The 25,156-nt window shown below is 48.2% G+C and carries 17 protein-coding genes; 5 read left to right on the forward strand and 12 right to left on the reverse strand.

What is annotated here, in order from left to right; all coding sequences use genetic code 11:
* The first annotated feature begins 295 nt into the window (after window positions 1-295).
* The 4 genes from EXU85_RS20740 to EXU85_RS20755 all read left to right on the forward strand — a co-directional run bounded on the left by EXU85_RS20740 (window position 296) and on the right by EXU85_RS20755 (window position 7,143).
* The gene (locus EXU85_RS20740; protein ID WP_142773925.1) at window positions 296-700 is read left to right on the forward strand and encodes a hypothetical protein; all 405 of its coding nucleotides are present in this window, start codon (window positions 296-298) and stop codon (window positions 698-700) included.
* 85 nt (window positions 701-785) lie between these two features.
* Complete coding sequence (locus EXU85_RS20745; protein ID WP_142773926.1) at window positions 786-2,015, forward strand: helix-turn-helix transcriptional regulator; 1,230 nt, start codon at window positions 786-788, stop codon at window positions 2,013-2,015.
* A 377-nt stretch (window positions 2,016-2,392) separates the two neighbouring features.
* Window positions 2,393-5,446, forward strand: coding sequence for a TonB-dependent receptor (locus tag EXU85_RS20750; RefSeq protein WP_142773927.1), 3,054 nt, complete (start codon window positions 2,393-2,395; stop codon window positions 5,444-5,446).
* 11 nt (window positions 5,447-5,457) lie between these two features.
* The gene (locus EXU85_RS20755) at window positions 5,458-7,143 is read left to right on the forward strand and encodes a RagB/SusD family nutrient uptake outer membrane protein (protein WP_142773928.1); all 1,686 of its coding nucleotides are present in this window, start codon (window positions 5,458-5,460) and stop codon (window positions 7,141-7,143) included.
* A gap of 17 nt (window positions 7,144-7,160) precedes the next feature.
* On the opposite strand, the gene EXU85_RS20760 is transcribed toward EXU85_RS20755, so the two are convergent.
* The 3 genes from EXU85_RS20760 to EXU85_RS20770 all read right to left on the reverse strand — a co-directional run bounded on the left by EXU85_RS20760 (window position 7,161) and on the right by EXU85_RS20770 (window position 9,865).
* Window positions 7,161-7,994: an IS982 family transposase gene (locus tag EXU85_RS20760; RefSeq protein ID WP_142773929.1), complete on the reverse strand. Its 834-nt coding sequence runs from the start codon at window positions 7,992-7,994 to the stop codon at window positions 7,161-7,163.
* Window positions 7,995-8,214: 220 nt separating this feature from the next.
* Complete coding sequence (locus tag EXU85_RS20765; RefSeq protein WP_142773930.1) at window positions 8,215-8,577, reverse strand: hypothetical protein; 363 nt, start codon at window positions 8,575-8,577, stop codon at window positions 8,215-8,217.
* A 649-nt stretch (window positions 8,578-9,226) separates the two neighbouring features.
* Complete coding sequence (locus tag EXU85_RS20770) at window positions 9,227-9,865, reverse strand: deoxynucleoside kinase (protein ID WP_142773931.1); 639 nt, start codon at window positions 9,863-9,865, stop codon at window positions 9,227-9,229.
* 178 nt (window positions 9,866-10,043) lie between these two features.
* On the opposite strand from EXU85_RS20770, the gene EXU85_RS20775 reads away from it, so the two are divergent.
* On the forward strand, window positions 10,044-11,021 hold the full coding sequence (locus EXU85_RS20775; protein WP_142773932.1) for a rhodanese-related sulfurtransferase: 978 nt from the start codon (window positions 10,044-10,046) through the stop codon (window positions 11,019-11,021).
* 86 nt (window positions 11,022-11,107) lie between these two features.
* Here EXU85_RS20775 and EXU85_RS20780 read toward each other — a convergent pair whose 3' ends face one another.
* The 9 genes from EXU85_RS20780 to EXU85_RS20820 form a co-directional block, all read right to left on the reverse strand.
* Window positions 11,108-12,067 carry a D-2-hydroxyacid dehydrogenase gene (locus EXU85_RS20780; RefSeq protein WP_142773933.1) on the reverse strand — a complete coding sequence of 320 codons (960 nt, stop codon included), beginning with the start codon at window positions 12,065-12,067 and terminating at the stop codon, window positions 11,108-11,110.
* A 203-nt stretch (window positions 12,068-12,270) separates the two neighbouring features.
* A complete protein-coding gene (locus tag EXU85_RS20785) occupies window positions 12,271-13,182 on the reverse strand; it encodes a sugar phosphate isomerase/epimerase (protein WP_142773934.1) in 912 nt (303 codons plus the stop codon).
* Between the two features lie 19 nt (window positions 13,183-13,201).
* Complete coding sequence (locus EXU85_RS20790; RefSeq protein WP_142773935.1) at window positions 13,202-14,971, reverse strand: L-lactate permease; 1,770 nt, start codon at window positions 14,969-14,971, stop codon at window positions 13,202-13,204.
* A gap of 60 nt (window positions 14,972-15,031) precedes the next feature.
* Window positions 15,032-16,246: an IS4 family transposase gene (locus tag EXU85_RS20795; RefSeq protein WP_142773936.1), complete on the reverse strand. Its 1,215-nt coding sequence runs from the start codon at window positions 16,244-16,246 to the stop codon at window positions 15,032-15,034.
* Window positions 16,247-16,405: 159 nt separating this feature from the next.
* On the reverse strand, window positions 16,406-18,583 hold the full coding sequence (locus tag EXU85_RS20800) for an alpha-amylase family protein (protein WP_142773937.1): 2,178 nt from the start codon (window positions 18,581-18,583) through the stop codon (window positions 16,406-16,408).
* 111 nt (window positions 18,584-18,694) lie between these two features.
* A complete protein-coding gene (locus EXU85_RS20805) occupies window positions 18,695-20,878 on the reverse strand; it encodes a hypothetical protein (RefSeq protein WP_142773938.1) in 2,184 nt (727 codons plus the stop codon).
* A gap of 215 nt (window positions 20,879-21,093) precedes the next feature.
* Window positions 21,094-22,803, reverse strand: a complete 1,710-nt coding sequence (locus tag EXU85_RS20810; protein WP_142773939.1) for a GMC oxidoreductase — start codon at window positions 22,801-22,803, stop codon at window positions 21,094-21,096.
* Between the two features lie 148 nt (window positions 22,804-22,951).
* Complete coding sequence (locus EXU85_RS20815) at window positions 22,952-23,512, reverse strand: gluconate 2-dehydrogenase subunit 3 family protein (protein WP_142773940.1); 561 nt, start codon at window positions 23,510-23,512, stop codon at window positions 22,952-22,954.
* Between the two features lie 142 nt (window positions 23,513-23,654).
* On the reverse strand, window positions 23,655-25,106 hold the full coding sequence (locus EXU85_RS20820; RefSeq protein ID WP_142773941.1) for a RagB/SusD family nutrient uptake outer membrane protein: 1,452 nt from the start codon (window positions 25,104-25,106) through the stop codon (window positions 23,655-23,657).
* Between the last annotated feature and the right edge of the window lie 50 nt (window positions 25,107-25,156).

The raw sequence follows: 25,156 nt of genomic DNA on the forward strand, positions 1-25,156 counted from the left end.
ATCTAAAAATCAATTAATTAAATAAAAATAATTACTTCACTCGTTATAGATTGCTCTGGTTTTAATAGGCAGTATTTTACATGTAACAACATTCGATTGTGCAAGAAACTTCCAGGCATACTATGTCGGATTAAAGGCACTAAACTCTCCTTTTATACTCGCATTTCTACGTCATTACCGTTCTTGGACTATACTGACCATTTATACAAAAAAACCAAACATCGTATCATTCACTTGTCTTTAGGTCATAAAGCAAAAATTAAACTAGTTATAACCTCTTTTCTACAACACTACTATGAACACCTTTGTCATGCCTCTTTTACTGCTATGCAGCATTAGTTTCTTTACACTCGAAACGCCAGAAAAACCACAGGCAACTAAGAAAGACCACCCTACTAAACTAGCTCATTATCAGGTGGGTGCTTATTTAACTGCCGATGGCAAGAAATTACGCATTAATGTCAATAAAGATCTGGAAGGGCGCGTATCTCTCCAGCTCCTCGACCAACGTGGAAAATTGTATTACGATCAAATCCTGGATACCGGAGAAACAATTGCACGCCTTAGCCTCGATATAACAGATTTAGCCGATGGCGACTACAAACTAAAAATATCCAATGGGCTGGAGATGGAAATTCGTGAGATTAAAATCATGACTAAACAGCCAGCAACATTTACACGCTCTATCACTGTATTGTAGTGTAAGCAAGCTTCACTTGGTAGTGTGCAGCTATGCTGCTCCAACGGATTATTCCAGACTTTACCTTATTGGCTTTACCTTTCTAATGAACAAACCCGACCTCGATCAGTGGACAACAGCTTTTGCGCTCATAGCTTTTTTAGGGCTATTTCTGGCACCTCTGCTCCTAAAACAGGCTGGTCAGCGCAGGCACCAGATTCGCTACGTTGTAGCGATTCTGGTGCTATTTTCAATCGTATTAGTTTATTATGTACTCTATTGGAGTCATTATCTACAGTATTTCCCTGTCCTGAATCGGCTGGCGGAGCTGCTCTTTCTCTCATTTGGGGTATTGTTCTATTTTTATCTTAAAGAATTACTACATCAGCCTATTCCGTTCCGCTCCCGATTGATCCATTTCCTTCCGTTCCTAATTACTTTCAGCGCACATTTTTTCATACTTCTGGTAGACGCTATATTACCAGATTCACTAAGTCAATCTCCTCCCTTTTCTTATTACCGCTATTTCTACAAGGGCCTCCCGTGGCTTGTTCTAGTCCACCTTTCTCTGTACGCTATTGCCATTATCCGGCTCCAGCCATCCTTCCAAACCCTGCAGGAGGTTGCCCGGTGGGCTCGCTGGTTCAGTTTCTGTTATCTAGGCTTTGTGGTGGCTAACTGGTCCTATTATCTGTTGGTTGATATGCCGTTTTTTAACCGGGAATGGGACTATGCTATTTCGCTGAGTATGGCCATTTTTATAGGTCTGGTGGCAGTATTGGCTTATGTACAGCCCCATATTTTTCAGACCAGTCAACTACCGCTTACTGAGTTGAGCACCTTGACTTCGTCGATTTCGACAGCATCAACGGCGAGATCAGGCCCAGTTAGTACCCGCACATCCATTCCAGAGCCAGAGGTCCGGTATCGGCATTCGGGCTTACCGGCACATGTGGCCCGCCAGTTTGCTCAACAGCTTCAGGGACTTATGCGTACCGAGCAGCTTTATCACGACAATGAGTTGCGGTTAGAGACAGTAGCCGACCGGCTCAACATTAGTCGCCACCATCTCTCGCAGGTACTTAACGAACAATTGGGTATGAGCTTCTTTGAGTATATTAATTCTTTACGGGTGAACGAAGCCAGGGAGCTATTACGGCAGGTGCCCCGCCAGCAACTGAACATCATCGAGGTGGCCTACCAGGTCGGTTTCAATAATAAAGTTTCCTTCAATAAAGCGTTTAAGCAGGCAACCGGGCAAACACCAAGTGAATTCCGGCGCTCAATGCAGGACACTCCCAATTACAATTGCTCCAGCCCAGCCGATGAAAATTAGAATCCAGCCTCTGTAAGGAAGTGCCATGCCTCCGTATAGACGGTACCGGCAACTCATGCTAAACACCGATGAACTGATCAAATCATCGGATTTAATAGAAAAATTTACGGCATTCTATACGTAACTAACTATGGAGCAAGAATAGCAATTTGGTCACAGAACAATGTCATTTTGTACTCTTTCAAACCAACCAATCTACTTAACTAACTCAATAATAGCAGATTAAAAACACTATTAGCTGACAAAACCGTGGGTTACGTTTTTCATTATTTTATATATCTAGTATGGATATGTTAATTTATTTTTAATATTTGATCCGCTCAATTGATATCCAGTAGGAAGGTTTGAGCTTTGCACCCTTAATTCATTTTTACACTATGATGCTTTTTTACTCCTCCCCTCCTCCATTTACGCGTAAATGGAGCTTTTTTTTCTGTTTCCTGTTCGCCTTCACCACACTCGCTGTTGAGGGGAAAAGTCCTTCATCGACAATCACGAAAACGACTGAGTCCCGTACCGAAAACCCGTCGGCAGACATAACCATCAGCGGACGGGTTACAGATGCAACAACCAACGAAGCACTCGCTGGCTGTACTGTTGTGCTGAAAGGTAGTCAGAAAGGAACCACCACCGATGCAAACGGAGACTACAAAATTGCCGTACCAAACGGCAATGCAGTTCTGGTATTTGGCTTCATTGGCTTTGTTTCTCAGGACGTTCCGGTGGGCAATCAAACCACCATCAATGTAGCGTTGAAAGCGTCGGCCTCTGAACTGTCTCAAGTCGTCGTTATCGGTTATGGGAGCGCTTCCCAGAAGGATATGACGGGTTCGGTGAAGTCGATTAAAAGCGCCGATTTCAACCGGGGGATCATCAACTCACCCGAACAACTTTTACAGGGAAAGGTAGCCGGGGTCAATGTCACCTCTACCAGTGGTGAACCTGGTGGTAGCCAGAATATTACGATCCGTGGACCTGGCGGTGTTCGAACAGGTAGTACTCCTCTTTTCGTACTGGATGGTATCGCATTAGATAATTCAAGCACGGGTGGAGCAACCAACCCACTGAATTTTTTAAATCCGCAGGATATTGAGTCCATCGATGTGTTGAAAGATGCATCGGCAACAGCTATTTACGGTTCGCGCGGTGCGAATGGCGTTGTACTGATTACAACCAAAAAGGGAAAAGCGGGTTCGTCTAACTTCACGCTTTCATCCAGTTTCGGTATCTCAAATCTGACCCGCGCCTTACCTGTGTTTTCAGCCGATGAATACCGCCAGCAGGTTCCGGCAGTGGGTGGCGTTCTGGAAGATTTCAAAGGATCAACCGACTGGCAGAAGGAGGTAACCCAGACAGCCAAAACCCAGAACCACAACGTATCGTTTGGCGGGGGTGCCAATAAATTAACCTACTACGGTTCTTTCGGGGTTCAAAATCAGGAAGGGATTCTGAAAGGCAGTAAACTTGATCGGTACACAGGTCGTCTTAATGTGTCGCAGAAATTTCTGGACGATCGGCTCACGGTCGACGTTAACCTCAATACGACCTACACCTTAAACAAACGGCCACCAACCGAGGATCTGATCGGTGGCGCTATCTCGACAAACCCTACGATACCCGCCTACGATACCGATGGAACGCCTTTTAAATACCAGGCTGGTACGAATCCGCTCATTACACTGGCACTGAAAAAAGACATTACCACCATCAATCGGACAATTGCCAATTTTTCCCCTTCGTTCAAGATCACCAAAGATCTGGTGTACAAACTGAATCTGGGAATCGACAACTCCAGTGCGGTGCGGGATCTGGAACAGCTGCCCAGCGCAGTACCGTTGATTGATGGAAGATTAGAGTCGATCTACACCACCAATCGGAACATCTTGGTTGAGAACTATTTCACCTACACACTGGCGAAACAGGATCATAACCTAACTGCATTGCTGGGGCATTCGTACCAGAAAATTTTTGTGCAGGAACGGCGCTCCAGCATCAACAAATTCCCGATCTCCCCCATCGATCCTATTTACAACGCCGGTTTAGGTCAGGAACTCACGCTGGCGAACAACAAGCCTAGTGGATTCGCTACAGAAAATGAATTACAATCGTTTTTCTCGCGGGTTAGCTATCATTACAAGGATAAATACCTGATGACAGCCACCGTACGGGCCGATGGATCGTCCAAATTTGGGGCGAACAACAAATACGGAGTCTTTCCTTCCCTCTCGGCTGGCTGGCGGATTTCGGAAGAGGCCTTTATGAAGTCAGGGCCATTCACCGACCTGAAACTTCGGGCAGGATGGGGTCAAACGGGTAATCAGGAGATTCCGGCCAAAATTACCCAGGCCCTGTTTACCTCCCAGGTGTCGGCTTCAGCGAGTTATCCATTAACGGCAACAGGCCCCTACCCGGCTGGAACATCGTATACACGCCTTGCCAACCCCGACATTCAATGGGAAGTGTCTACCCAAACGGATCTTGGTCTGGATTTTTCGCTGTTCAAAGGAGGCTTGTCGGGGTCGGTTGATTATTTCCGAAAAGTCTCCAACAACATCCTGCTGGAAGTTATTCCGTCTGACCCCGTTCAACCTGCGGGCACATTCTGGACCAATGTTCCCGATATGACCATCACCAACCAGGGTGTCGAACTGGATCTGAACTATCGGTATGCCAGCCTGAGTGGTTTCCGGTTCGATGTTGGTGGCAATATTACGTTCATCGACAACGTGGTTAATAACTCCCCGTATACTGTTATCCCTTCCGGCTCTGCCTCTGGTTCTGGCCTGACATCGGCTACCATCAATGGCTATATCAACGGGCAGCCCATCGGGACATTCTTCCTGAAAAACTTTATTGGTCTCGACGACAAGGGGATCAGTAAGTTTCAGGATGTAGATGGCGACGGGATCATAACCGATAAAGACCGTCTGGCCGTTGGAAGCGCCCTGCCAACCAAGCAGTTTAACTTCCACACGAATGTGGCGTACAAAGGATTCGATCTGTCGGTCAATTTCAATGGTGTATCCGGCAACAAGCTATATGACAATACGGCCAATGCGAACTTCTACAAGTTGCGGTTGTCGAAAGGGCTGAACGTCACCCCGGAGGCCATTGCTTTACAGAATGAGTCGATCAACAATTCGGCACCGGTTTCGAGCCGATACCTCAAAACGGGTGCTTTCCTGCGGTTGAATAACCTTTCGTTAGGCTATAACCTCAGCCCTAAACTCATTGGCATGGGCAAGTGGATTTCAGCAATCAGGCTGTCGGCTACGGGTCAGAACTTGTTCGTGATCACGAAATACGACGGTTATGACCCCGAAGTGAACGTAACCGACCGGAACATCAACGGGATTTCGTCCTACGGTATCGATTACCTCAGCTATCCGAAAGCCAAAACGTTTGTATTCGGCCTGAACCTTACTTTTTAATTACAGAAGTCATGAAAAAAATAGTCATTTCGACGCTGGCTCTGGTTAGCGTACTCTTTATATACGGTTGTACCAATCTGGCCGAAAACGTGTTGGACGAAGCCTCGGTTTCCGGTTTGTCCGACCGTCAGGCAGCCGATGGAATAATTGCGCCTGTGTACGCCCGTTTACCCGATATTTTCCTGCATACCAACTACTTCGCTCTTCAGGAAATCTCGACGGATGAAGCGATTCTACCATATCGGGGTGGTACCGATTGGGGTGATAATGGCATTTATTTAGCCCTGCACCAGCATACAACCATCAGTACCGATCCTAACCTGAACAGTACCTGGAACCTGATTTTGCAGGGTGTATCGAGATCCATTACAGCGATCAATACGCTACCGACTCTGAAAGATCCAGTTACGAAAACCTATCTGGCCGAAGCCAGAGGAATGCGCGCCTACTATTCCATGCTGACATTAGATATGTTCGGTTTGGTGTTTGTGAAAGACGATCTGGGGGCTACATCAACCATTCTTCGGGGCGATCAGGCCGTTGAGTACATCAAAGCCGAATTGCTCGCAGTAGAGCCCAACCTGGAAACCACGGTTGGCCCTGGCCGGTTAACCAAAGGGGCCGTTTGGGGACTGCTGGCTCGTTTGTATATGAACGCTGCGGTTTACCGCGACCGGTATGCAACCCAGTTTACGTTCAAGCCAGAGGATATGGATAAGGCCGTTGAATACTGCGACAAGATCATTTCCTCTGGCCAATACACACTGTCGAAGGATTTCTTCTCCATCTTCAACTCCGATAACCACGACAATAAAGAGTTGATCTTTGCGGTCGATCAGCGGGCTGACCTAAATGGTACGAATCGGATGGCCTATTTTTCGATATCGGGCGATCAGTTCCCAATACCAGCTTATCCGGCAGCTAACGGCACCGATGGACCGGGTATTACACCTGATTACTACCAGAGCTGGGCCACGGCTTATGCGCCTAAAGATCCGTCGGTAGATCCTCGTTTTTACAAACAGAATCTGACCATCTACTCCAATCCGGCGGATTCGTGTGTGGCCGAAGCCGACTTTAACATTAACCGGGGCATTCTGCGTGGTCAGCAATATGGTTTGATTCGGCGGAACGGTGTGTTTTTGAAATGTCCGGATGGGAAATATAAAGTAGGCAAGCTGGCTTACGACACTCGCAATAAACCTACGCTGGCCGTTAATTTTACAGAGCAAATTGACTTCTCGGTTGCCGGAAGCAATTACAACACGGGCTATCGGGTTGAAAAATATGAGTTCAGCAAGAAATCGGCCAGTGGCCGGAATTTCGGTGATGCGGATATTGTGATCCTTCGATTAGCCGATATTTACCTGATGCGCGCGGAGGCTAAACTTCGCAAAAGTGGCGATGCGGCCTCTGCTTTAGCCGATGTCAATACGGTCAGAGCTGCGCGAACGGTTACGGCTCCTCCACCAGCCCTCACCACCATGAACCTGGATCTGCTGTTACGGGAACGTGGTTTTGAATTATACTGGGAAGACCTTCGTCGTACTGATCTGATCCGATTTGGCAAATATGAGAGCACGTGGACGGAAAAAACGAACAGTGATCCTAAGAAGCGTATTTTCCCAATCCCGCAAACGGCAATTGATGGGGCCTCTAACCTGCCAGGCTATCTGAAGCAAAACGATAGCTACTAATTAATCTAAGTTGTATGTCACAAGTTTGTTTCGAGGGTATAGGCTATCAAAAACAACACGATTTTAATAAGGAAACCGGCTTCAGTAACGGCATGAATTTTCTTAGGAAATCGCATCGTAATCTGGCTAAAGGCCTGCTCAATCCGTTGGCGAAGTTGCTTTTTGTAAGCAGCTTCCCAAGCTTGATCGGGGCGTTGGCTATTACTTTTTCGTTGTATTCTTAAATTAACCTCCTCACTCTCAGCATACAAATCCTCTTGCTCGTAATCGGTGTAGCCCGAGTCCCCATAGACTTCGCTACCTGCTGGCAACGTCAAATGCATCATCTGAAGCGCCGTCACATCCACATACGAACCCGGCAGAATAAAAAACTGAACCGGTTGCTTGTCGCGGGTGGTGATGAGTTGAACACGAAAGCCAAAAAAGAATCGACGCTTCGACGCAATCTTCCCTCGATATTCCTCCCCTTTGACTAACCGCGATCGGCCAATGCGGATGTTGTCACAAACTGCCACAGGAAACGAATCGATCAGGTATTCTCCGCTCAGATTGAGTGCTTTGAAAAAATCAGCCAGATAGTAGAACAAGGCACTCAGTGTGGTCGCCAGGCGGTGAAGACGACGATTGAACGCCGATTTCTCAAGCATGACAATACCTTGCTTATCAGCCATGTAGAGCATAGCCGAGGCTTGATTGCCACCAAAGAAACGGGCCGATATGATGGCGGTTGTCAACACGATACTGTCGCTAACTTTAGGAGTTGTCTGGGGTTTTACACTCCCCTGATTTTTGCCCACTTCGATGAAATAATCATCCAAAAAGCAATAAATTGCCACTACTTTCTCAGACATAGCTGGTTAGATTTACCTCTGTTTTCGCACTTCAAAGGTAGTCTGGCTTGTGCTATGTCTGTTTTTTTAAGGGGTTTGCCTATCAAATCAATCGCCTTTCATACAACTTAGATTAATTAGTTAAACGTATTAACCACTGAGGCACAGAGAACACGGAGTTAGGATCAGTTATCTCAACTCCGTGTTCTCTGTGCCTCAGTGGTTAAATAATATACTACTTCTATACCTCAAAAGGCAACGCGTACTCTCTGGAAATCACTTTAGATGAGCGCGTCTTCACTTCTACCTTCGCCTTCAGGGGAGAGCCAAGTACCAGATAGTTTTTCACAAACTGGTCCTGATGAACCATCCAGGATTGGTCTTCCAGCAAATACTCATCTACTCCGGTTTTAGACGCCTGATAGGCCCAGCGCTCAACAATCAGGGGTTCATAGTTAATAATATTACCCATGTAATAGACCTGAATACCCGGCTGCGACTGGTTGCCCAGTTCAGTGCAGCTTACTGCTGTGATTGTTAATGAGGACCCATCTTCCAGATCACGAACGGACCATTCGTCGATAACGCTTTTTTCGTTTGCCATTGCCTTGTATGTAGTTCAGTGTTTATTAGCTATTGCTACTTACAAAGCAACGTGGCCTACGGATGCAATCAATGTGGGAGTTGGCAACTGGTAGAAATGACTAAACAAATAGCAGGTTTTATGTCATTTCATGTGGCTATACTTTTAAAGAAACCAGGCAGGACTATAATCTATAAATCAGGCAAACACAATGGCAGTCTGCTACTGAGTAACGTCACCAGTAAAATGGCTAGGCAAGGCAAAAAAGATATAATATTTATAAACCAATAATTACAAGTTTACTTAATTTCATTTTTATATCTTTACCTACCATCATCAACCACCCCTTGCAGCCTTCGTCGTCTTTTATAAGCCTTCTGGCATGTTTCTTTATGATACTGTGTGCCAGCTATGTCTTCTATCTCCTGGATTGCGAAAACCCAATCGTACTCGTAGCAACAGGGGTAATTATTCTACTTTATTGCCTGTATAACAAGCAGTTAAAATAAATTTCTAAATGAACAGGTTTGTGGTTTCGATTCGACAACCAAACTTATTCTCAAAATCAAGCAACGAAATACACGACCATCGCGTACATAGTACATATAAGCTTTATTATGTAATTCAGAAAAGCCGGGCCAGTTGAGTCCGGCTTTTTTTTGACTAAATTTTAATGTTCTTCTCTCGAACCATCTAGCCAGCCGTCGACCTGTCGAATAACTTTAGCGAGATCCAAAGGCTGATTCACATAATCCAATTCATTTACGTCCAGGATTAGCAAAGGGCCGAGGTCATAGGCATCCACAAATTCTTCATAGAGTTGGTTTAAACTAGCCAGGTAGTCATCGCTAATAGCCAGCTCAAACGACCGGCCCCGTTTCTGAATCCGTTCACGAAGTTTAGGCAGGCTGGCCCGGAGATAAATCATCAGATCGGGTGGGCGAACGAGGCTCATCATATTCTCAAAGACCTGGCGATATGTGAAATAATCCCGTTCAGACATGGTTTCGTTCTGATAGAGATTACGGGCAAAAATGGCAGCATCTTCGTAAATAGTCCGGTCCTGCACCAATGTGAGCCCTTGATTTTTTCGCTTGCTGTCCATGATTTTTGTCATCTGCACAAAGCGGCTATTGAGGAAATAGATCTGCAGATTGAATGACCAGCGCGGCATATCTTCGTAGAAATCGGCCAGATAGGGGTTTCCCTCTACAGCCTCATAAAGTACTTCCCAGCCATAGTGAGCAGCCAGCAATTCGGCTAGCGTTGTTTTGCCAGCCCCAATATTTCCTGTAATAGCAATATGCATTGTTTAGTCGATAGTCGTTAGTTGCCAGTTTGCCGGGTAATTTCTGGCCAATAAATGTAGATAGGTCATGCCACCTGACCAACATCAGGGAACTAATCACTGTTTTAATTTAATTTTGTAATTGAGACTGGACACTGAGCTGCATACGTTCGTTCATTCACCCTTTCGCTCTTTGCTAATGAAACCGTACCGCGTTCTTCTTTACTATATTTATTCGCCGATTGAAAACCCGGAGCAATATCGGGAAGAACATCATTTGTTGTGCCTGCGCCTGAACCTACTCGGACGCGTTATTGTGGCCCCTGAAGGGTTGAACGGAACGGTATCGGGCCTAACAGCTGATTGCGAAGCCTACATAGCCGCTCTCCATGCCGATCCTCGTTTTGCTGATACAGAATTTAAGATCGATGAAGCTGACGGGCATACGTTTCAGAAACTGCACGTTCGGGTGAAGGCCGAGATTGTTCACTCTGATCTAGGCGTTGATCCACTCCGGCAAACAGGCATTCATCTCGAACCAGAGGAGTTCAGGCAGCTCAAAAATGACCCCGATGTCGTGCTGGTCGATATGCGATCAAATTACGAACACGAAGTTGGCAAGTTCAAAGGAGCCATTACGTTCGATATGGACAACCTGCGCGAATTACCCGAACACGTGGCCGAAATCGAGCATCTGAAAGGCTCCGGCAAGAAAATCATTACCTATTGCACGGGGGGTATCAAGTGCGAGAAAGCGTCGGCCTATCTCCTTTCGCAAGGCTTCGATAATGTGTATCAGCTTCATGGCGGCATTATAAAATACGGTATGGAAGCCGGTGGCGAGGATTTCGACGGCGAATGCTATGTGTTCGATAACCGCGTAACGGTTCCAGTCAATCATGTCAATCCCGTTATTGTATCAACCTGCTATCGGTGTGGGACGCCCACCAGTCGCATGATTAACTGCGCCAGCCCAGTCTGCAACAACCATATTACGCTTTGCGACGATTGTGGACACGAGCACGCAGGCACTTGCACAGATGCCTGCAAAGAAGACCCAAACCTTCGCCCTTACGACGGCACGGGCTACTACGGCAAACAAACTCAAAGCTACTCCCCTATTCAGGGCTACAAAAGCCGGCAAGGACAGAAGGTGGAAGTAGTCATCAACAATTGACTTAAACACAGAGCCACGGAGAACACAGAGATATAAATTTTCCTCTGTGTTCTCCGTGGCTCTGTGTTTAAGTCAGTTTTTCATCACTATTTGTTCACCACATTGACCGGCTTCCCATCCATAAAGGCAGCAAGATTCTGGACGGTGATGTCCATTAATCGGCCTCTGGCTTCTATGGTTGCCCAGGCGATGTGTGGCGTGATCAGGCAGTTCTTCGCGGTAAATAACGGATTGTCGGCGGCTGGCGGTTCTTTCGACAGTACATCGATACCCGCTCCGGCAATAACACCCGAATTCAACGCATCGGCCAGATCCTGATCGACAACGATAGGCCCTCTCGATGTATTTAGCAGGAAAGCGGAAGGCTTCATCAAGGCCAGATTCTCTTTATTGATAAGCCCCTGTGTTTCTGGTGTTAATGGGCAGTGAATGCTCACCACATCGGACTCTTTCAGCAATTCAGGGATTTCTGCCCAACGGAAATTAGCCCGGTGCGATTGATCGGACTGGTGTCGTTTTGAGCCAATGATGTTCATACCAAAGGCCGTGGCAATGTCGCCCACTTTCTCGCCGATACTGCCAAACCCAATAATCCCGATGGTTTTGCCCGCCAGTTCAACTAATGGAAAATCCCAGAAACACCAGTCAATCGACTTAGCCCATTTGCCATCCCGCACCGCATCGCTATGGTGTTTCACGTGTTGGGTTAATTCGAGCAGCAGGGCAAAGGTTAACTGAACTACCGACGCGGTTCCATAACCAGGCACATTGGCGACAATTATTCCTTTCTGTTTGGCAACATCCGTGTTGATGATATTATACCCAGTGGCCAGAACACCAATAAATTTCAACGCGGGTAGCTGCGTTAGGAGGTCTTCGCCAAGAGGTGTTTTATTCGTAAAAATGACTTCGGCGTCTTTTGCTCGTTCCACCACCAGCTCGGCGGGGGTTCGATCGTACACCGTAACGTCACCTAATTTTTCCAACCCTTCCCAGGATAAATCGCCCGGATTCAAGGTGTACCCATCTAATACGACAATCTTCATTGTTGGTTTTTTCTTGTTATGGAATAAAATTCAATTCCGCACGTACGCATGTTCCTCACGTTCTCGCTTGGCTACGCCGAGTGAGGCCTATTTTTTTTACGGCCTCTGGCCGGAGATGAGTGACAAAAACGGGCCAGAGGCCCTTGAAGGAATAGCACTCACTCGGCGTAGCCAAGCGAGAACAAGGGAATCCACAGGATTAACTACACCCGCGCCCAGGCTTCGTTCAGCGTCCGTTTGGCGTTGGCAATTACGACATCCGGGTCTTCATCACCAAAGGGTTTCACCTCAAAACTGACGATAGGTGGGTTTTCGGTATTCAAATAACCAATATCAAGCAGTACTTTCAGATAATGTGTTACTTCGGGTACGTCGTTTTCGCCATTCGGGAAGCCAAATCTTGGGTGCACATCGCCATAGGCAGGCATGTCCGGGCTTTTGACTACGCAGTTGCCAATGTGGGCGTGTGTGATGTACTCCTTAACGGGCAAAAGCGATTCCTCAATCGTTTCATGGATCAGAGGAATATGGCTCAAATCGACCATTAGGCCAAAATGATCATGCTCTTTCCTAACTTCCTGCACGTAACGTAACGCCAGATCGGCGGGGCCAATCAGGGATTTCTTATCGACATCATAATCAAACACTTCCAGCGAAACGTTCATATCGCCCTTGCTTTTTGCATAGGCGCAGATTTCGTTGGTCGATTTCACGAGCAGGTCAAACGCTTCTTCTTTTCGGGCCTCTTCGTACTTACCGCTCAAAAACGAGTAGCCGGTAGCCCCTAGCTCATAGGCTTCATCGATACCTTCTTTCACATTGGCGAGTGCCCGTTGCCGCCCTTCTTCATTGGTGTCATTCAGGTTAAGACCCGTTGTTAGCAGTCGGGGTTGAGCCGCGTACGCGACTGTCATGTGCGAGGACTCCAGCAGGCTTTTTACATTCCGGCGAACCTCCAGGTCGTTGACGGTCGTAATTTCTATAGCCGTGAAGTACTCATCTAACACAACTTTTTTAATGGTTTCAAACACGGGTCCTTCGCCCTTCATGGTTTCGGGAAATGCCATGAAATGGACCAGACCAACTTTCATGTAGTTACAAAGTGGTGCATTCATATCAATTCAGGTGCAATCGTTAATTAACAAAATCGGGAGTTTGTACTTTCTTTTTGGCTGTTGTTAAAACCGAAATGGCAATTCCGGCTAATAATAGGCCTAGCACAAGTAGATAGATATAGCCTTTCGATAAGTCCGGGACAGTTGCGGCTTTCTTGCTGCCGAGCATTTCGTAAACCGGAATTATCCATTTCACCGCATACGCCTGAGCCAGTACGATGAAGCAAATGAAGATCAGCATGTAGAAACTATGCTTCACTGTAAAGCGAAACAGTTCGGATTCTTTGCCTACCAGATTGCCCGCTGCCGCAGCTACCGCAATGGATTGGGGCGAAATCATTTTACCAACCACGCCACCCGATATATTGGCGGCCACAGTCACCACCGGATCAACTCCGATGGATTGGGCCGTGGCATATTGGAGTTTACTGAACAAGGCATTGGCCGATGTATCGGAGCCGGTAATGAACACACCCAGCCAACCCAGTACGGGCGCAAAAAATGGAAATAAGTAGCCCGTATTCGCCAGCACTTCGGCCAGTGTGAGGGTAATGCCCGAATCATTCAGGATGTAGGCGAATCCTAACACCGCTGCAATCGTCAGGATGGGAAACCGGAGTTGGTTTAGCGTGGCCCCAAATACTTGCGCACCCTCCCGGTAGCTCAAACCAACTAGCGGAATAACCACTAGGGCAGCAATCAAAATGGCCGTTCCGGCGGCAGAGAAGTAGTTGAATTTGAATATTTTAGGCAACAGATTTCCATCTTCTCCCTGAATGGCATTGTGCAGGCCCGGAAATTCAAACTGGGTCATCCCCGCCGAATTTAGGACATCCTTGATGGGTTGTATTCCCCAGGCAATGACCATGATTGTCAGCACAATAAACGGCGACCAGGCTCTGATGAGCTGTCCGTTTGTGTAGCTAATGTCGGTATTGATTGTGGCTGCGGGTTCATTGGCAAAGCGCCAGATCGTCTTCGGTTTCCAGAAGCGCAGGAAAACCATCAGACAGATGATTGAACCAAGTCCGGCAATCACATCGGGCAAAGCTGGCCCCAGAAAATTCGAGGAGAAATACTGTAGAAAGGCGAATGAAATGCCCGATACCAGCACGGCTGGCCATATTTCCCGCGCTTTTTTGAAACCGGCAATAATGCTCACTAGATAAAAGGGCAACATGATCGACAGAATCGGCAATGTCCGACCAACCATCTGTGAAATAGGCAATTCGGGAATACCCGACACTTGCGAAGCTACCGTAATAGGAATGCCAATAGACCCAAAGGCAACGGGTGCCGTATTGGCAATCAGGCAAATACCTGACGCATAGAGCGGATTGAATCCCAGCCCGACCAACATCGCTGCCGTAATAGCCACGGGCGCGCCAAATCCGGCGGTACCTTCCAGAAAAGACCCGAACGAAAAGGCGATCAGCAGCGCCTGCAACCGTCGGTCGGAGGTGATCGATGCCATGAAGTGTTTTATGATCTCGAACTGTCCACTTTTCACGGTGACGTTAAATAGAAAAACGGCCATCGTCACCAGCCAGCAAATGGGGAATAGCCCATACAAGGCCCCGTGAGCCGCCGACAAAAGCGCCAGTTTTATGGGCATGCCATACACAAGAATGGCAATAATCATGGCCAGTCCTGTAGCGATCAAACTGGCCTGATACCCCTTCATTTTCCTGATAATCAGCGCCCAGAATATAAATAAAATCGGCACTGCCGCTACGAGTACGGATAAAGCAATGCTGTTAAATGGATCAATAACTTGTTTCCAAACCATGAGGTATATTCTGTTAATGAATTGATTTTCAATCGACCGTGGCGTCGGGTTCTTAAACCATTATTGTCCGAAATGTTTTTTCAAGGCATCGTCCAGTAAGGTTGGCTCCCCGTGGCATGCTACAATAAGTGTTTTGACCAGATCAGCTTCGAGTTCATAGACAAACAGCAATTTGTTGATCTTGAACCCAGGCCGATCATTAAACCGACCATATAACCCAATCAACATAGCGCCAATGAGCATCACATACGCCATGATTTTGATCCCGTTAAAGGATCGGGACAGAAAATGAGAAAAATTCATCTGCTGCTTGATGAACCGAAAGAATTTCTCGATCTGCCAACGCTGTCGATAAATCTGACTCACCTCCAATGCGCTGAGCGAATCGGGCAGGTTGGTCAAAAACAGCAAAGATTGCTCAGGTTTGTCTTGTAGGTGAGCACTAATCAGGCGAAATGAGTCCGTAAGGAGTCGATTCGAACTCGTATAGAGCTTGATCAACGACTCCTTCTCTAAGACAAGTGTGTCGGTCGAGCTATCTATACGCTGCTCAGCCAGAAGCTGGTAACGACTGTTGGCTTTGATGCGGGTAACAAAAAAACGTTTCTCCTCAGGGGGCTTATTGAACTGCTCAAAGGTGAGTCGATTTTGCAGCCCAGCGTCAAAAACGGCTACATCTTTGGCCGAGAAAGCCAGCGATTCAATGGTTTCTTTGAGGGGTGTTTCATCGCTGGCATGGGTTTGTTGATCATAAAATCGAATCGTTTCGGGCTTTAAGCCATCATAGCCGATACTAAATTTGATATGCTTATAACGATGGGTTTCATCGTTGGCTTTACGGCCCAGTTGAATACCCAGGCCCAAGAGTTTGGCTGAACAAGCCACTAGGGTTGAATCAACCAGATGGAGTTGATAGCCCTGGACGGTGGGTGTGGGCCAGTGCTGGTTGACCAACTTGAGAACTTGCTTAAAAATAGCCTTCAGGTAGCCACAATCGAGTTGAGCCAGCCGGTCGGCTAAGGAGTTTCGTTTGGTGGTAAAGTGAGCATCCACGCCGATTAAGTGGCGAATGCCCACTTTTTCCAGCAGGGCCATAAGTACATTCAGACTCAACTCATTGGTGGTCAGAACGCCATAGAGCAATAACTTAAAAACCAGGGCTCCGCGGAGTTTTTTGACGTGTTTATCGACTTGATAGTCTAGGGCTAATGTTTCCAGCACCTCATCCGGCAAATAGCCTAACAGCGTTTTTACGGGTAATTTGGCGGTGTTCATTGGTTTTTAGACTTAAAACAAATCGACAAGAAAAAACATTTCGGACAATACTGGTTCTTAAACCCGACGTGCGAGGTTTCTCAAAACCTCGTGTACTGATTAGGTTTTGAGAAACCTCATATGTCAGTTTTAAGAAACTGACATCACAGTCCTACTCAGCTACACTAAATCCAACGCAACAATCTCGTGATCGAGAATCTTGGGCACCGTTACGGTTACTTTGTTGCCCTTTAGCTCAAATTTAGGCTTTTGGTCGCTCATCAGTAGTTTCACACCAGTCACTTTTGCACCAGTTGGAACCGCAATACTAACCTGAGCTTCTACGGGTATCAACTCGCGGAAAGGGCCTTTCATCATCATTGGATTGGTCAGGTTTACCAGATGGACAGTCATGGAATTAGCCTGCCGCCAAACCGTGAGATCAATCACGCCCGGCCCCGTTACAGTAGCAATGGGCTCCTCGTCCAGCGCCCAGTTGACCACATTACTTAGCAGTTGACCATGATCGGTACCCATCATTTGCCAGAACGAGCGGTCCAGATCGCCGGGAATATAGGCGACCCGACCTTTGCCAACCTGCCGAAGGTAGAGTTCCCGCGTATCGGTTTCGGCCACGCGTGGGTACACATCCTCCATCGGCAAATCGGGGTAGGTAGGTATCAGCGTGATTGGGCTGGGGAACGTGGTCGTTGGTTTCACATCGACTTTATAAATCGTATTGATAATGCGGGGTGTATCGTCCAGCCCTTTCAGAATCAGTTGCGTCTGGCTGTTTTTGGCATCGTTCCGCAATTGTAAATAACTGTTTCGCAACGGCCCTTCTACTTTCTGGTCGTACGAAACACCGAACAAGCTGGCTAAACCGAAATCAGGCCGTTGTTTACCTTCTTCGTCATACAATGATGTTTCAAAGGTGGAGACAATGCTACCGCCATTAGCTACGAACGCCTGAATCTGTTTGCATTGCGCATCAGAAAGAGCCGCAATATTGGGCAGAATCAACAACTTAAACCGCTTCAAATCCTCGGACGTAAGTAGTCGGTCGTTCACCATATCGAAGGGAATGCGACTCTCGACGAGGGCGTGATACATGCCATCCAGGTGGTCACTGCTTTTCTGCTGCCAGGGTTTGCCACCGTAATTCCGGTCGGTTTGTTCCGAATAGACAACTCCAACGCGCGATAGCGAAGCAGTGTTTCGCAGGTATTTCTCGTTTTTATAGTAGCCTTCGTACAGTTTGGCTACGGCCTCCATCCAGCGTTTGTCGTAGATGTCGCCCCCGAACTTCACGAAGCAGGGACGCATCCCGTTGGCGGTACCTTCAGCTACCCAAATCCGAATTTCGGCGTCGCTCTGTACCGAATCTTTCCAGCGAAATTCCTCTTCGATACCAACGCTAAAAATTCCGATCAGTGGCTTTAGGCCAAGCGTCGACCGGAGCTCTTTGGCTCCTTTCCCATTGGACCAGGGTGCCATCAGACCACGTCGGGCCTGTTGGTCGGCGAAGAAAAGATCGGCTTCTTTGCCGGTCATAACCTTATCCGGAAATCCATTGGGAATGAAACGAGCCGTAGGTTTCTGCTTACGAATGCCCGCGTCCCACACCGACCAAACTTCCCGTAAGCGCTTCATGCGCCAATCGGCCCATTTGCGGTAGGTTGGATCGAGCTTGTCGGCAGTCTTGGGCAATTCCAGGCCAGAGGCTGCTTTGAAGTTACGAGTACAGTGTTCACAATAGCAGATATCATGACCATGCCAGCGGTTCGAGAAAATGCCTTCGGGCTGGAATTTCTCCATAATTTCCTGATTCACCTGCGTCATGAACTCAAAATTATACGGCCCTAAGGCGCAGGTGACCCACAACTCCGGGTTGGCCCAGTGACGGCGCGGCTTTCCGTCGACGGTCACGGCAATCCAGTCGGGGTGTGCCGCATAAACATCCTGCCGGGCGGCATGCGGATCGGTACGGAGCATGATTTTCATGCCCTGCTTTTTGCAGCCTTCCACCAGATACCCCAATGTGTCGGAATTACCCATGAAGTCGCTACGGTGATGCAGAGGAATTTTCGTTGGATAAAAAGCGACGATCCCCCCGGCACTGAGCAAGGCACCATCGGCGTGAATCCGTTTGAAGTAGTTGAGCCAGAAATCCGGATCGTAGTGGCCGGGGTCGCGCTCGACAAAAGCAAGCTGCGCCCACCGCATCGGGCCATCGAGCCAGTACGTTTCAGTTGGAGCCAGTATATTGGCAGATGAACTAGCCAGAGCCGACGGCCCAGACAATGCATAAGCGCTGCCGATGAGGCCGGTGGTTTTAATAAAATCTCTTCGTTCCATAAGTAAAAATTTCAATTAACCACAGAGGCACAGAGAACACAGAGTAATTCTTTCTCGGACTTCGGCCTCTTTACCGCTTTGTGCTCTCTGTGACTCTGTGTTTACTATTTTTTATTCTTTTGCCAGGACAATGTCGCGTTCGACCTGCGGCAGGTAATTGCTCCACAAAAAGCGCTGGGAGTCTTTATAGGCATTCTCTTTCGAGATATAGCCCTCAGTGTAAGGCACTTCGTGATAATGACTGGTCGTAATTTCGCTGACTTTCTGCCAATGACGCAGACACTGATTTAGGTAGGTAATCGCCTTCTGTTGCTGCGTTTTATCCTGCGAAAGTCGGTAGGTTTGAAGCGCCACAGCAGCCCGGAGTTTATCCGCGAAATAGCGGCTTAAGTAGGCCCAGGTTTCCAGATCGGCTAACTCACAAACCAGTGTAGGTGAAGCGCCCGAACGCAGCTGCTGCACTCGCTGGAGAACCGTTTTACAATCCGCATCCAGTAAATCGGCTACCGCAATTGGCGTCATTTTACCAGCGGCTATTTTCTTCTTTGCGACCATCTGACCAACGTAATCTTTGATCGACAAATAAGCCGGATCTAACGTAGAATGGTCGATTAGCTCATTGATGGAAATAAAGCTTGACACCGTATCCTGCACGCCTTTACCAGCCGAAAAGGGAGCCAGGAAACCTTCCGAATACAAGGTGTAATCCCAGGTTGAACCGTAAAAAGACGCCAGTCGCAAGGGCATCTGGCTAGCCGCAGCATACGCTTCGAGCATCGGCTTGCCTGATTTCAATCCATAACGGTTCGTAAAGGCCGCTTCAAACACCGCATCGGGCGTGGCAGGATCATAAAGCAGACGTCCCCAAAGCTGATAAAACAGCCACTGTTTCTCGAAGGCATACGTCCAGGTCTGGTGATTACTGGCCACATGTGAATAATCGTTAGCCGGTGTATAACCCTCAGAACCAACAAAATACCCATTGACGTAAGGAGCCGTATTCTGCGCGATGTGCCGACGAATGAAATCCGGCTGCCCCCAGCGAAGAATGAAAAAATCCTCGTTCCGAATCATCCACTGAATGCGGTAATTCGACGGCATCGGATTCCAGTAGCCATCATCCCGCTTCCCCGAATGCGAATCGTGGGTCAACGCCAGCACGGGTGTCGAGTGCCCGTGCGACCAGTTGAACTTGATCTCGACCAGCGTCGTATCGGGCAAGTGAGCGTTGTTGATCACGCGTCTCATTTCGCCCGGATCGGCCGAGAGTACGGAACGGTGCAGCAACTTAACCGGACGATTAGCCGCTTTGATACCGGCCACTACCGTTTCTTCAATCCAATCCTCGCGGTCTTTGGGCGTCATCTCCGGCAGCGTTGAATTGGTACCACTAAAGTTGCTCATCCAGTCCGCCAGGGTGATGCCGATGCCTGCTAAATCCGGGTATTCGTTGATGATCTGCGTAACCACTTCGCGTGTGTACCGCTTCACCACCGCCGACGTATCGTTCCGCTCTTTTACGCTATACGCCTTCGCAAACTCGGGCGATACGGCAATGTTCCAGTTTACAATATACGGTTCGATTCCCCGCTCTTTCGCCATTCGGAACAGGCTTGTCCAGAAGTACTTCCAGTCGGCCATTTCGTTGGGCGAGAAGCTGTTAGCCTCCGGGAAGTTGGCCGGCTTCACCATGTAGGTGAACGGGTGGACATTCCAGAGCGATAGAACGTTGAAGCGATTTTCAGCCATTTGGTCCAGCATTCGCTGCCAATACGCCAGATCGCGGCATACATCTTTGTGTACGTCCATCGCTGGGCCCAGCCTGTAGGAAGACCAGGGTAAATTCACCTTCAAGGCCCGAACCGTAAAATGTGGATTAACCGCTTTGGGTGTCAGCGTTTTCCAGCTTTTCCCCACCTGAATTTGCTCCGCTACATCCAATACGCCATACATCGCTCCGGCATCATCGACCGCCGTTATCAGCAGGTTATTGTTCTGATAACTAATCCGATAGCCCTCTTTGTGAATGTATAACTCACCTTGAGCTGATTCAACGACAATAAAAATGCCGTTTATAATGGTGCCTAGTGTAATAGGCATTTTCCGAACAGGCTGGCCAGACTCTTTAAGTGCTTTTTCTAAATGACTGACGCCAAACTGAATAGGCTTACTAGCTGTATCGAACGAAATAGTTAGCTGAGGTTTCTGGCTCGTTGCCTGCGCGGAGACGACCCTCGGCAACGTGAGGGAAAGAGCTAGAACGTATAAAAAATGAACAATGTATTGCCTTTGCATTCGAGGTATTAGGTTTGACGAAGTCTCGGAGTACACTCGCCCGTTCACGCTTGGCTTTGCCGAGTGTGGTCTATTTTAAAGGGCCTCTGGCCCGTATCTACAATAAATCAGGCCAGAGGCCCTTTAAAATAGACCACACTCGGCAAAGCCAAGCGTGAACAGGGGGAACCCAACTTGCAAAGGCCAAGCCAGAGCTTGGCCCAGACAACCACAAATCAAAGACTCCGCGCTTTCAATTGATCGACGGCGTGTTTAGCGGCCCGCGCCGTGAGCGCCATATACGTAATGGATGGGTTCACGTTCGAGGCTGAGGTCATGGCCGAACCATCGGTGACGAAGACGTTCTTGCAGGCGTGTACCTGGTTAAACTTATTCAGGACTGACGTTTTCGGATCTTTACCCATGCGGGCCGTGCCCATTTCATGAATACCCAGGCCCATGTGCGCAACGGCGTTGTCATAAGGAACCACGTTTTTGAAACCAGCCGCTTCGAGCATTTCGGCCCCGTCGTTCATGATGTCTTTCCGCATGGCGCGTTCGTTCTCGCCGAAATCTGCATCGAACACCACTTTAGGTAAGCCCCATTTGTCGGTTTGGTCTTCGCTGAGGTAGAACCGGTTATTCGGATCAGGAAGCACTTCGCCGAAGCCGCTCAGGTTAATTTTCCAGGGGCCAGGTTGGGTCATCTTCGCCTTGAAATCAGCACCAAAGCCCGTTTCGGCGGCTCCCCGTGACCAATCGGCCCGCGACGCACCGCCCTGATAACCAAAGCCACGGAGATAGCTGCGTTTGTCGTTCCCCCAGTTTCGGAAACGCGGGATGTACAAGGCATTGGGTCGGGCACCAAAATAATAGTCGTCTTCAAAGCCTTCGATGTCGGCACGAGCGCCCACGCTGAGGTGGTGATCCATGAGATTCCGGCCCAGTTGATCGCTGTCGTTACCTAATCCGGTTGGGAAACGCGACGATTTTGAGTTCATCAGAATGGACGTAGAGCCAATCGTACCCGCGTTCAGGAAAATTACTTTGGCGTAAAACTCCCGAACCTCCATCGTATTCTGGTCAATTACCCGTACGCCTTTTGCCTTCTGCCCCTGACTATCCAGCAAGATCTCTTTCACAATGGCGTTGTGCACAATCGTAAGCCGATTAGTTTGGCGAGCCGCTGGAATGGTAGCAGCCAGCGAACTGAAATACGCGCCGAACGGACAACCTCGCGAACACCGGTTTCGGAACTGACAAGTAGCCCGTCCTAATGCCGTATGCCAGGGTTGAGGCTTCGTCAAATGCGCCACGCGACCAATCGTAATGGGTCGGTTCAGCTTCTGCCCTACCGATTTTTTCAAATGCAATTCGGGGGCTGTCATGGCCATCGGTGGCAGAAACTTACCGTCCGGCAACACGTCGAGTCCCTCTGCCTGACCGCTCACACCCACAAACTTTTCGACGTAATCGTACCAGGGCACAAGATCGTCGTAGCCAATTGGCCATTCAACACCAAGTCCCTGTTTGGCATTGGCGAGGAAATCCTCACGATTCCAGCGGTAGGATTGTTTGCCCCATAACAACGACTTGCCACCCGTATGATAGGCTCGAATCCAGTTGAAGGGCCGTTTCTGGATATACGGGTTCTCGGCGTCGTTGGTGTACAGGTATTGCGTGCCTTCTTTGGCCGAGAAGTACATACTAGCGTAATGCTCTTCGGCCGCGAGGTTGGTTATTTTGCCCCGATGTTCGAACTCCCAGGGGTCTTTCATGGCGGTTTTATAATCCTCAACGTGCTTGAGTTCGTAGCCCCGTTCGAGCATCAATACCTTTAACCCTCGCTCGGTCAGCTCTTTAGCCGCCATGCCGCCGGTCATGCCCGAGCCAACCACAATGGCATCGTATGTTTGTGCCTTATCGGATTTTATATTCAGATTCATGTTTTAGAATAGAGTTTTAAACACAGAGGAACGGAGATTTAACAGAGGATACGGAGTTGAAATGCATATAAGCCGCTGTTTTCAACCATTTTATACCTCTGTTTTCTCAGTGATATTCTCTGTGCCTCTGTGTTTAATTATTTTGCGACTATACCTGATTTCCGTACATAAAATCTTTCTGGCCCGGCTTGATCTTAATGGCCTCGAATCGCCCCGGAATGGGTTGATAATCAAATGATGCTTTAATGCCTGCTTCCGACGTAAAATAGCCAAGTAACGTGACCTCCTTTACGATTTGCCAGAACGACGGGCTGGTGGCGCTGGGCGTAGCACTGGCTTCGACCTGCTTCAATAGGGCCGTCTGCTGATCGGGTTTAAGACCTAAGAAGTTCTTACGCTCCAACTCCTGCACCCCAGCAATAAAGGCATCCTGGGCAGGCTTTTTGTAACAATCGCGAAGTATCACATCCATGAACGCGGGTACACCAACATCAATGGCACCGGGTGTATCGGTTTTGGGAATGATCATGTCCGATACGCGGGCCACGATTTCGCGCTGGCCGTCGTCCAATATAGAATCGGCGGTTTGAGGCCGAGTTTTTTGATCGTCAATTCCCTCCTCCCAACGGCTCATGGCCATCAGGGTTGGTGCCGACAGCGTTCCGCCCATCAACCAGGCCACTCGCGCTACTGCTTCCCGTCTGTTCATTTGTTTATCAATTACGTTTGGCTACAATCTTTTTTTTGACAGGATTTACAGGATGAACAGGATTATCTCCAATAAACCAATCCTGTTCATCCTGTAAATCCTGTCAAAAAATATAATACTAGAAGGCGACAACACCGCTTATCTAATACCCTGGATTTTGCTTGATCTTGTCTTTGTTGACATCAATCTGCGCCTGAGGGACCGGGAAGACCAAATTATTCTCCGTCAGCACGTTGACTAATCGAATCTGATCCTTCTTGCTGTTCAAAAGTGGAATAGCCCGACCCGTACGAACGAGGTCATACCAGCGATGGCATTCAAATGCGAGTTCGACCCGGCGCTCCTGCTCCATTGCTAATCGGAACGATTGCTGATCTGGAATATCGGTAGCAGTTTTCGCTTTCAAACCTGCCCGGGTACGAATCTGATTCAGGTAGGTAAAAGCCTCGCCCGTAGGCTGATAGCCCACTTCGTTTAAGCTCTCGGCATACATCAACAGCACATCGGCATAGCGAATGATCGGGATGTTGTTCCCGTTATCATTATTCGTGGCGGGGGTATCGAAATACTTCTTTACGTAGTTCGCCGTCACGACCTGACCACTGGCGTTTACATATGAGATGGCCATCGAAATATCCCTGCGTACGTCACCTGGCTCATAGGCCTTATACAAATCTTCAGTGGGTTGATTATTCCCATTACCACTGAACGCAATGACCGAATTACCAGAGGATTGTGGCGCAAACAGGTTCGGCCAGGGGTTTCCTTCGGCTGATCCACCCGATTTATACTGCACATCAAACACCGACTCTTTGTGATTCTTATTGCTCACTTTAAACACATCGGCGTAACTGGGCAAAATAGCGTACACATTCAGGTCAATCACCTCTTTCAGCTTGGCAACCGCCTGCGCATATTTCTTCTGGGTCAGGTACACTTTGCCCAGCATGGATTTAGCAGCGCCCTTCGTGGCCCGACCCACATCAACTCCCGTATAGGTTACAGGCAAAGCAGCTTCGGCCTCCGAGAGGTCCTTTTCGATCTGTGCATACACTTCCGTTTTAGGATTACGGGTATACGCGTACCCATCGTCGGGGTTGTTGATCGGCTTGGTCACCAGGGGCACATCGCCGTAGGTTTGTACCAGAATGAAGTAAATCCAGCCCCGCAAAAACTTCACTTCACCAATGTAGCGACTCTTGATGGCTGCGTCCATCGTAATCCCGTCAATTTTATCCAGAATGGTGTTGAATCGCGCAATGGCCGAGTAACAGTCATTCCATCGACCAGAAATGTACGGGTTCGTCGTTTTGATGTAAAAGCGATCAAACTCATCCTGATCGGTGATGGAACCAGAGGCCACGGGTACCGTATTATCCGACGCTATTTCCCCGAATACGTAGCTGTTGCCCGCAATACCATCGGCTTGCAGGGCGGCATAGCTTCCGCTAAGCGCGTTTTTTATATCGTCGCCCGTTTTGTAGAAATTATCGGTCGTGGCATTCGAAATCGGACTTAAATCCAGGAATTGCTGGCGGCACGAACTGATGAAAAATACCACCAGGACGCTCGCAAGGATTCTATATATCTTCATTGTTGAAACTAATTAGAAGGTAATTTAAACACAGAGGCACAGAGTGTTCC

Source organism: Spirosoma sp. KCTC 42546 (assembly GCF_006965485.1).
Taxonomy (GTDB): Bacteria; Bacteroidota; Bacteroidia; order Cytophagales; family Spirosomataceae; genus Spirosoma.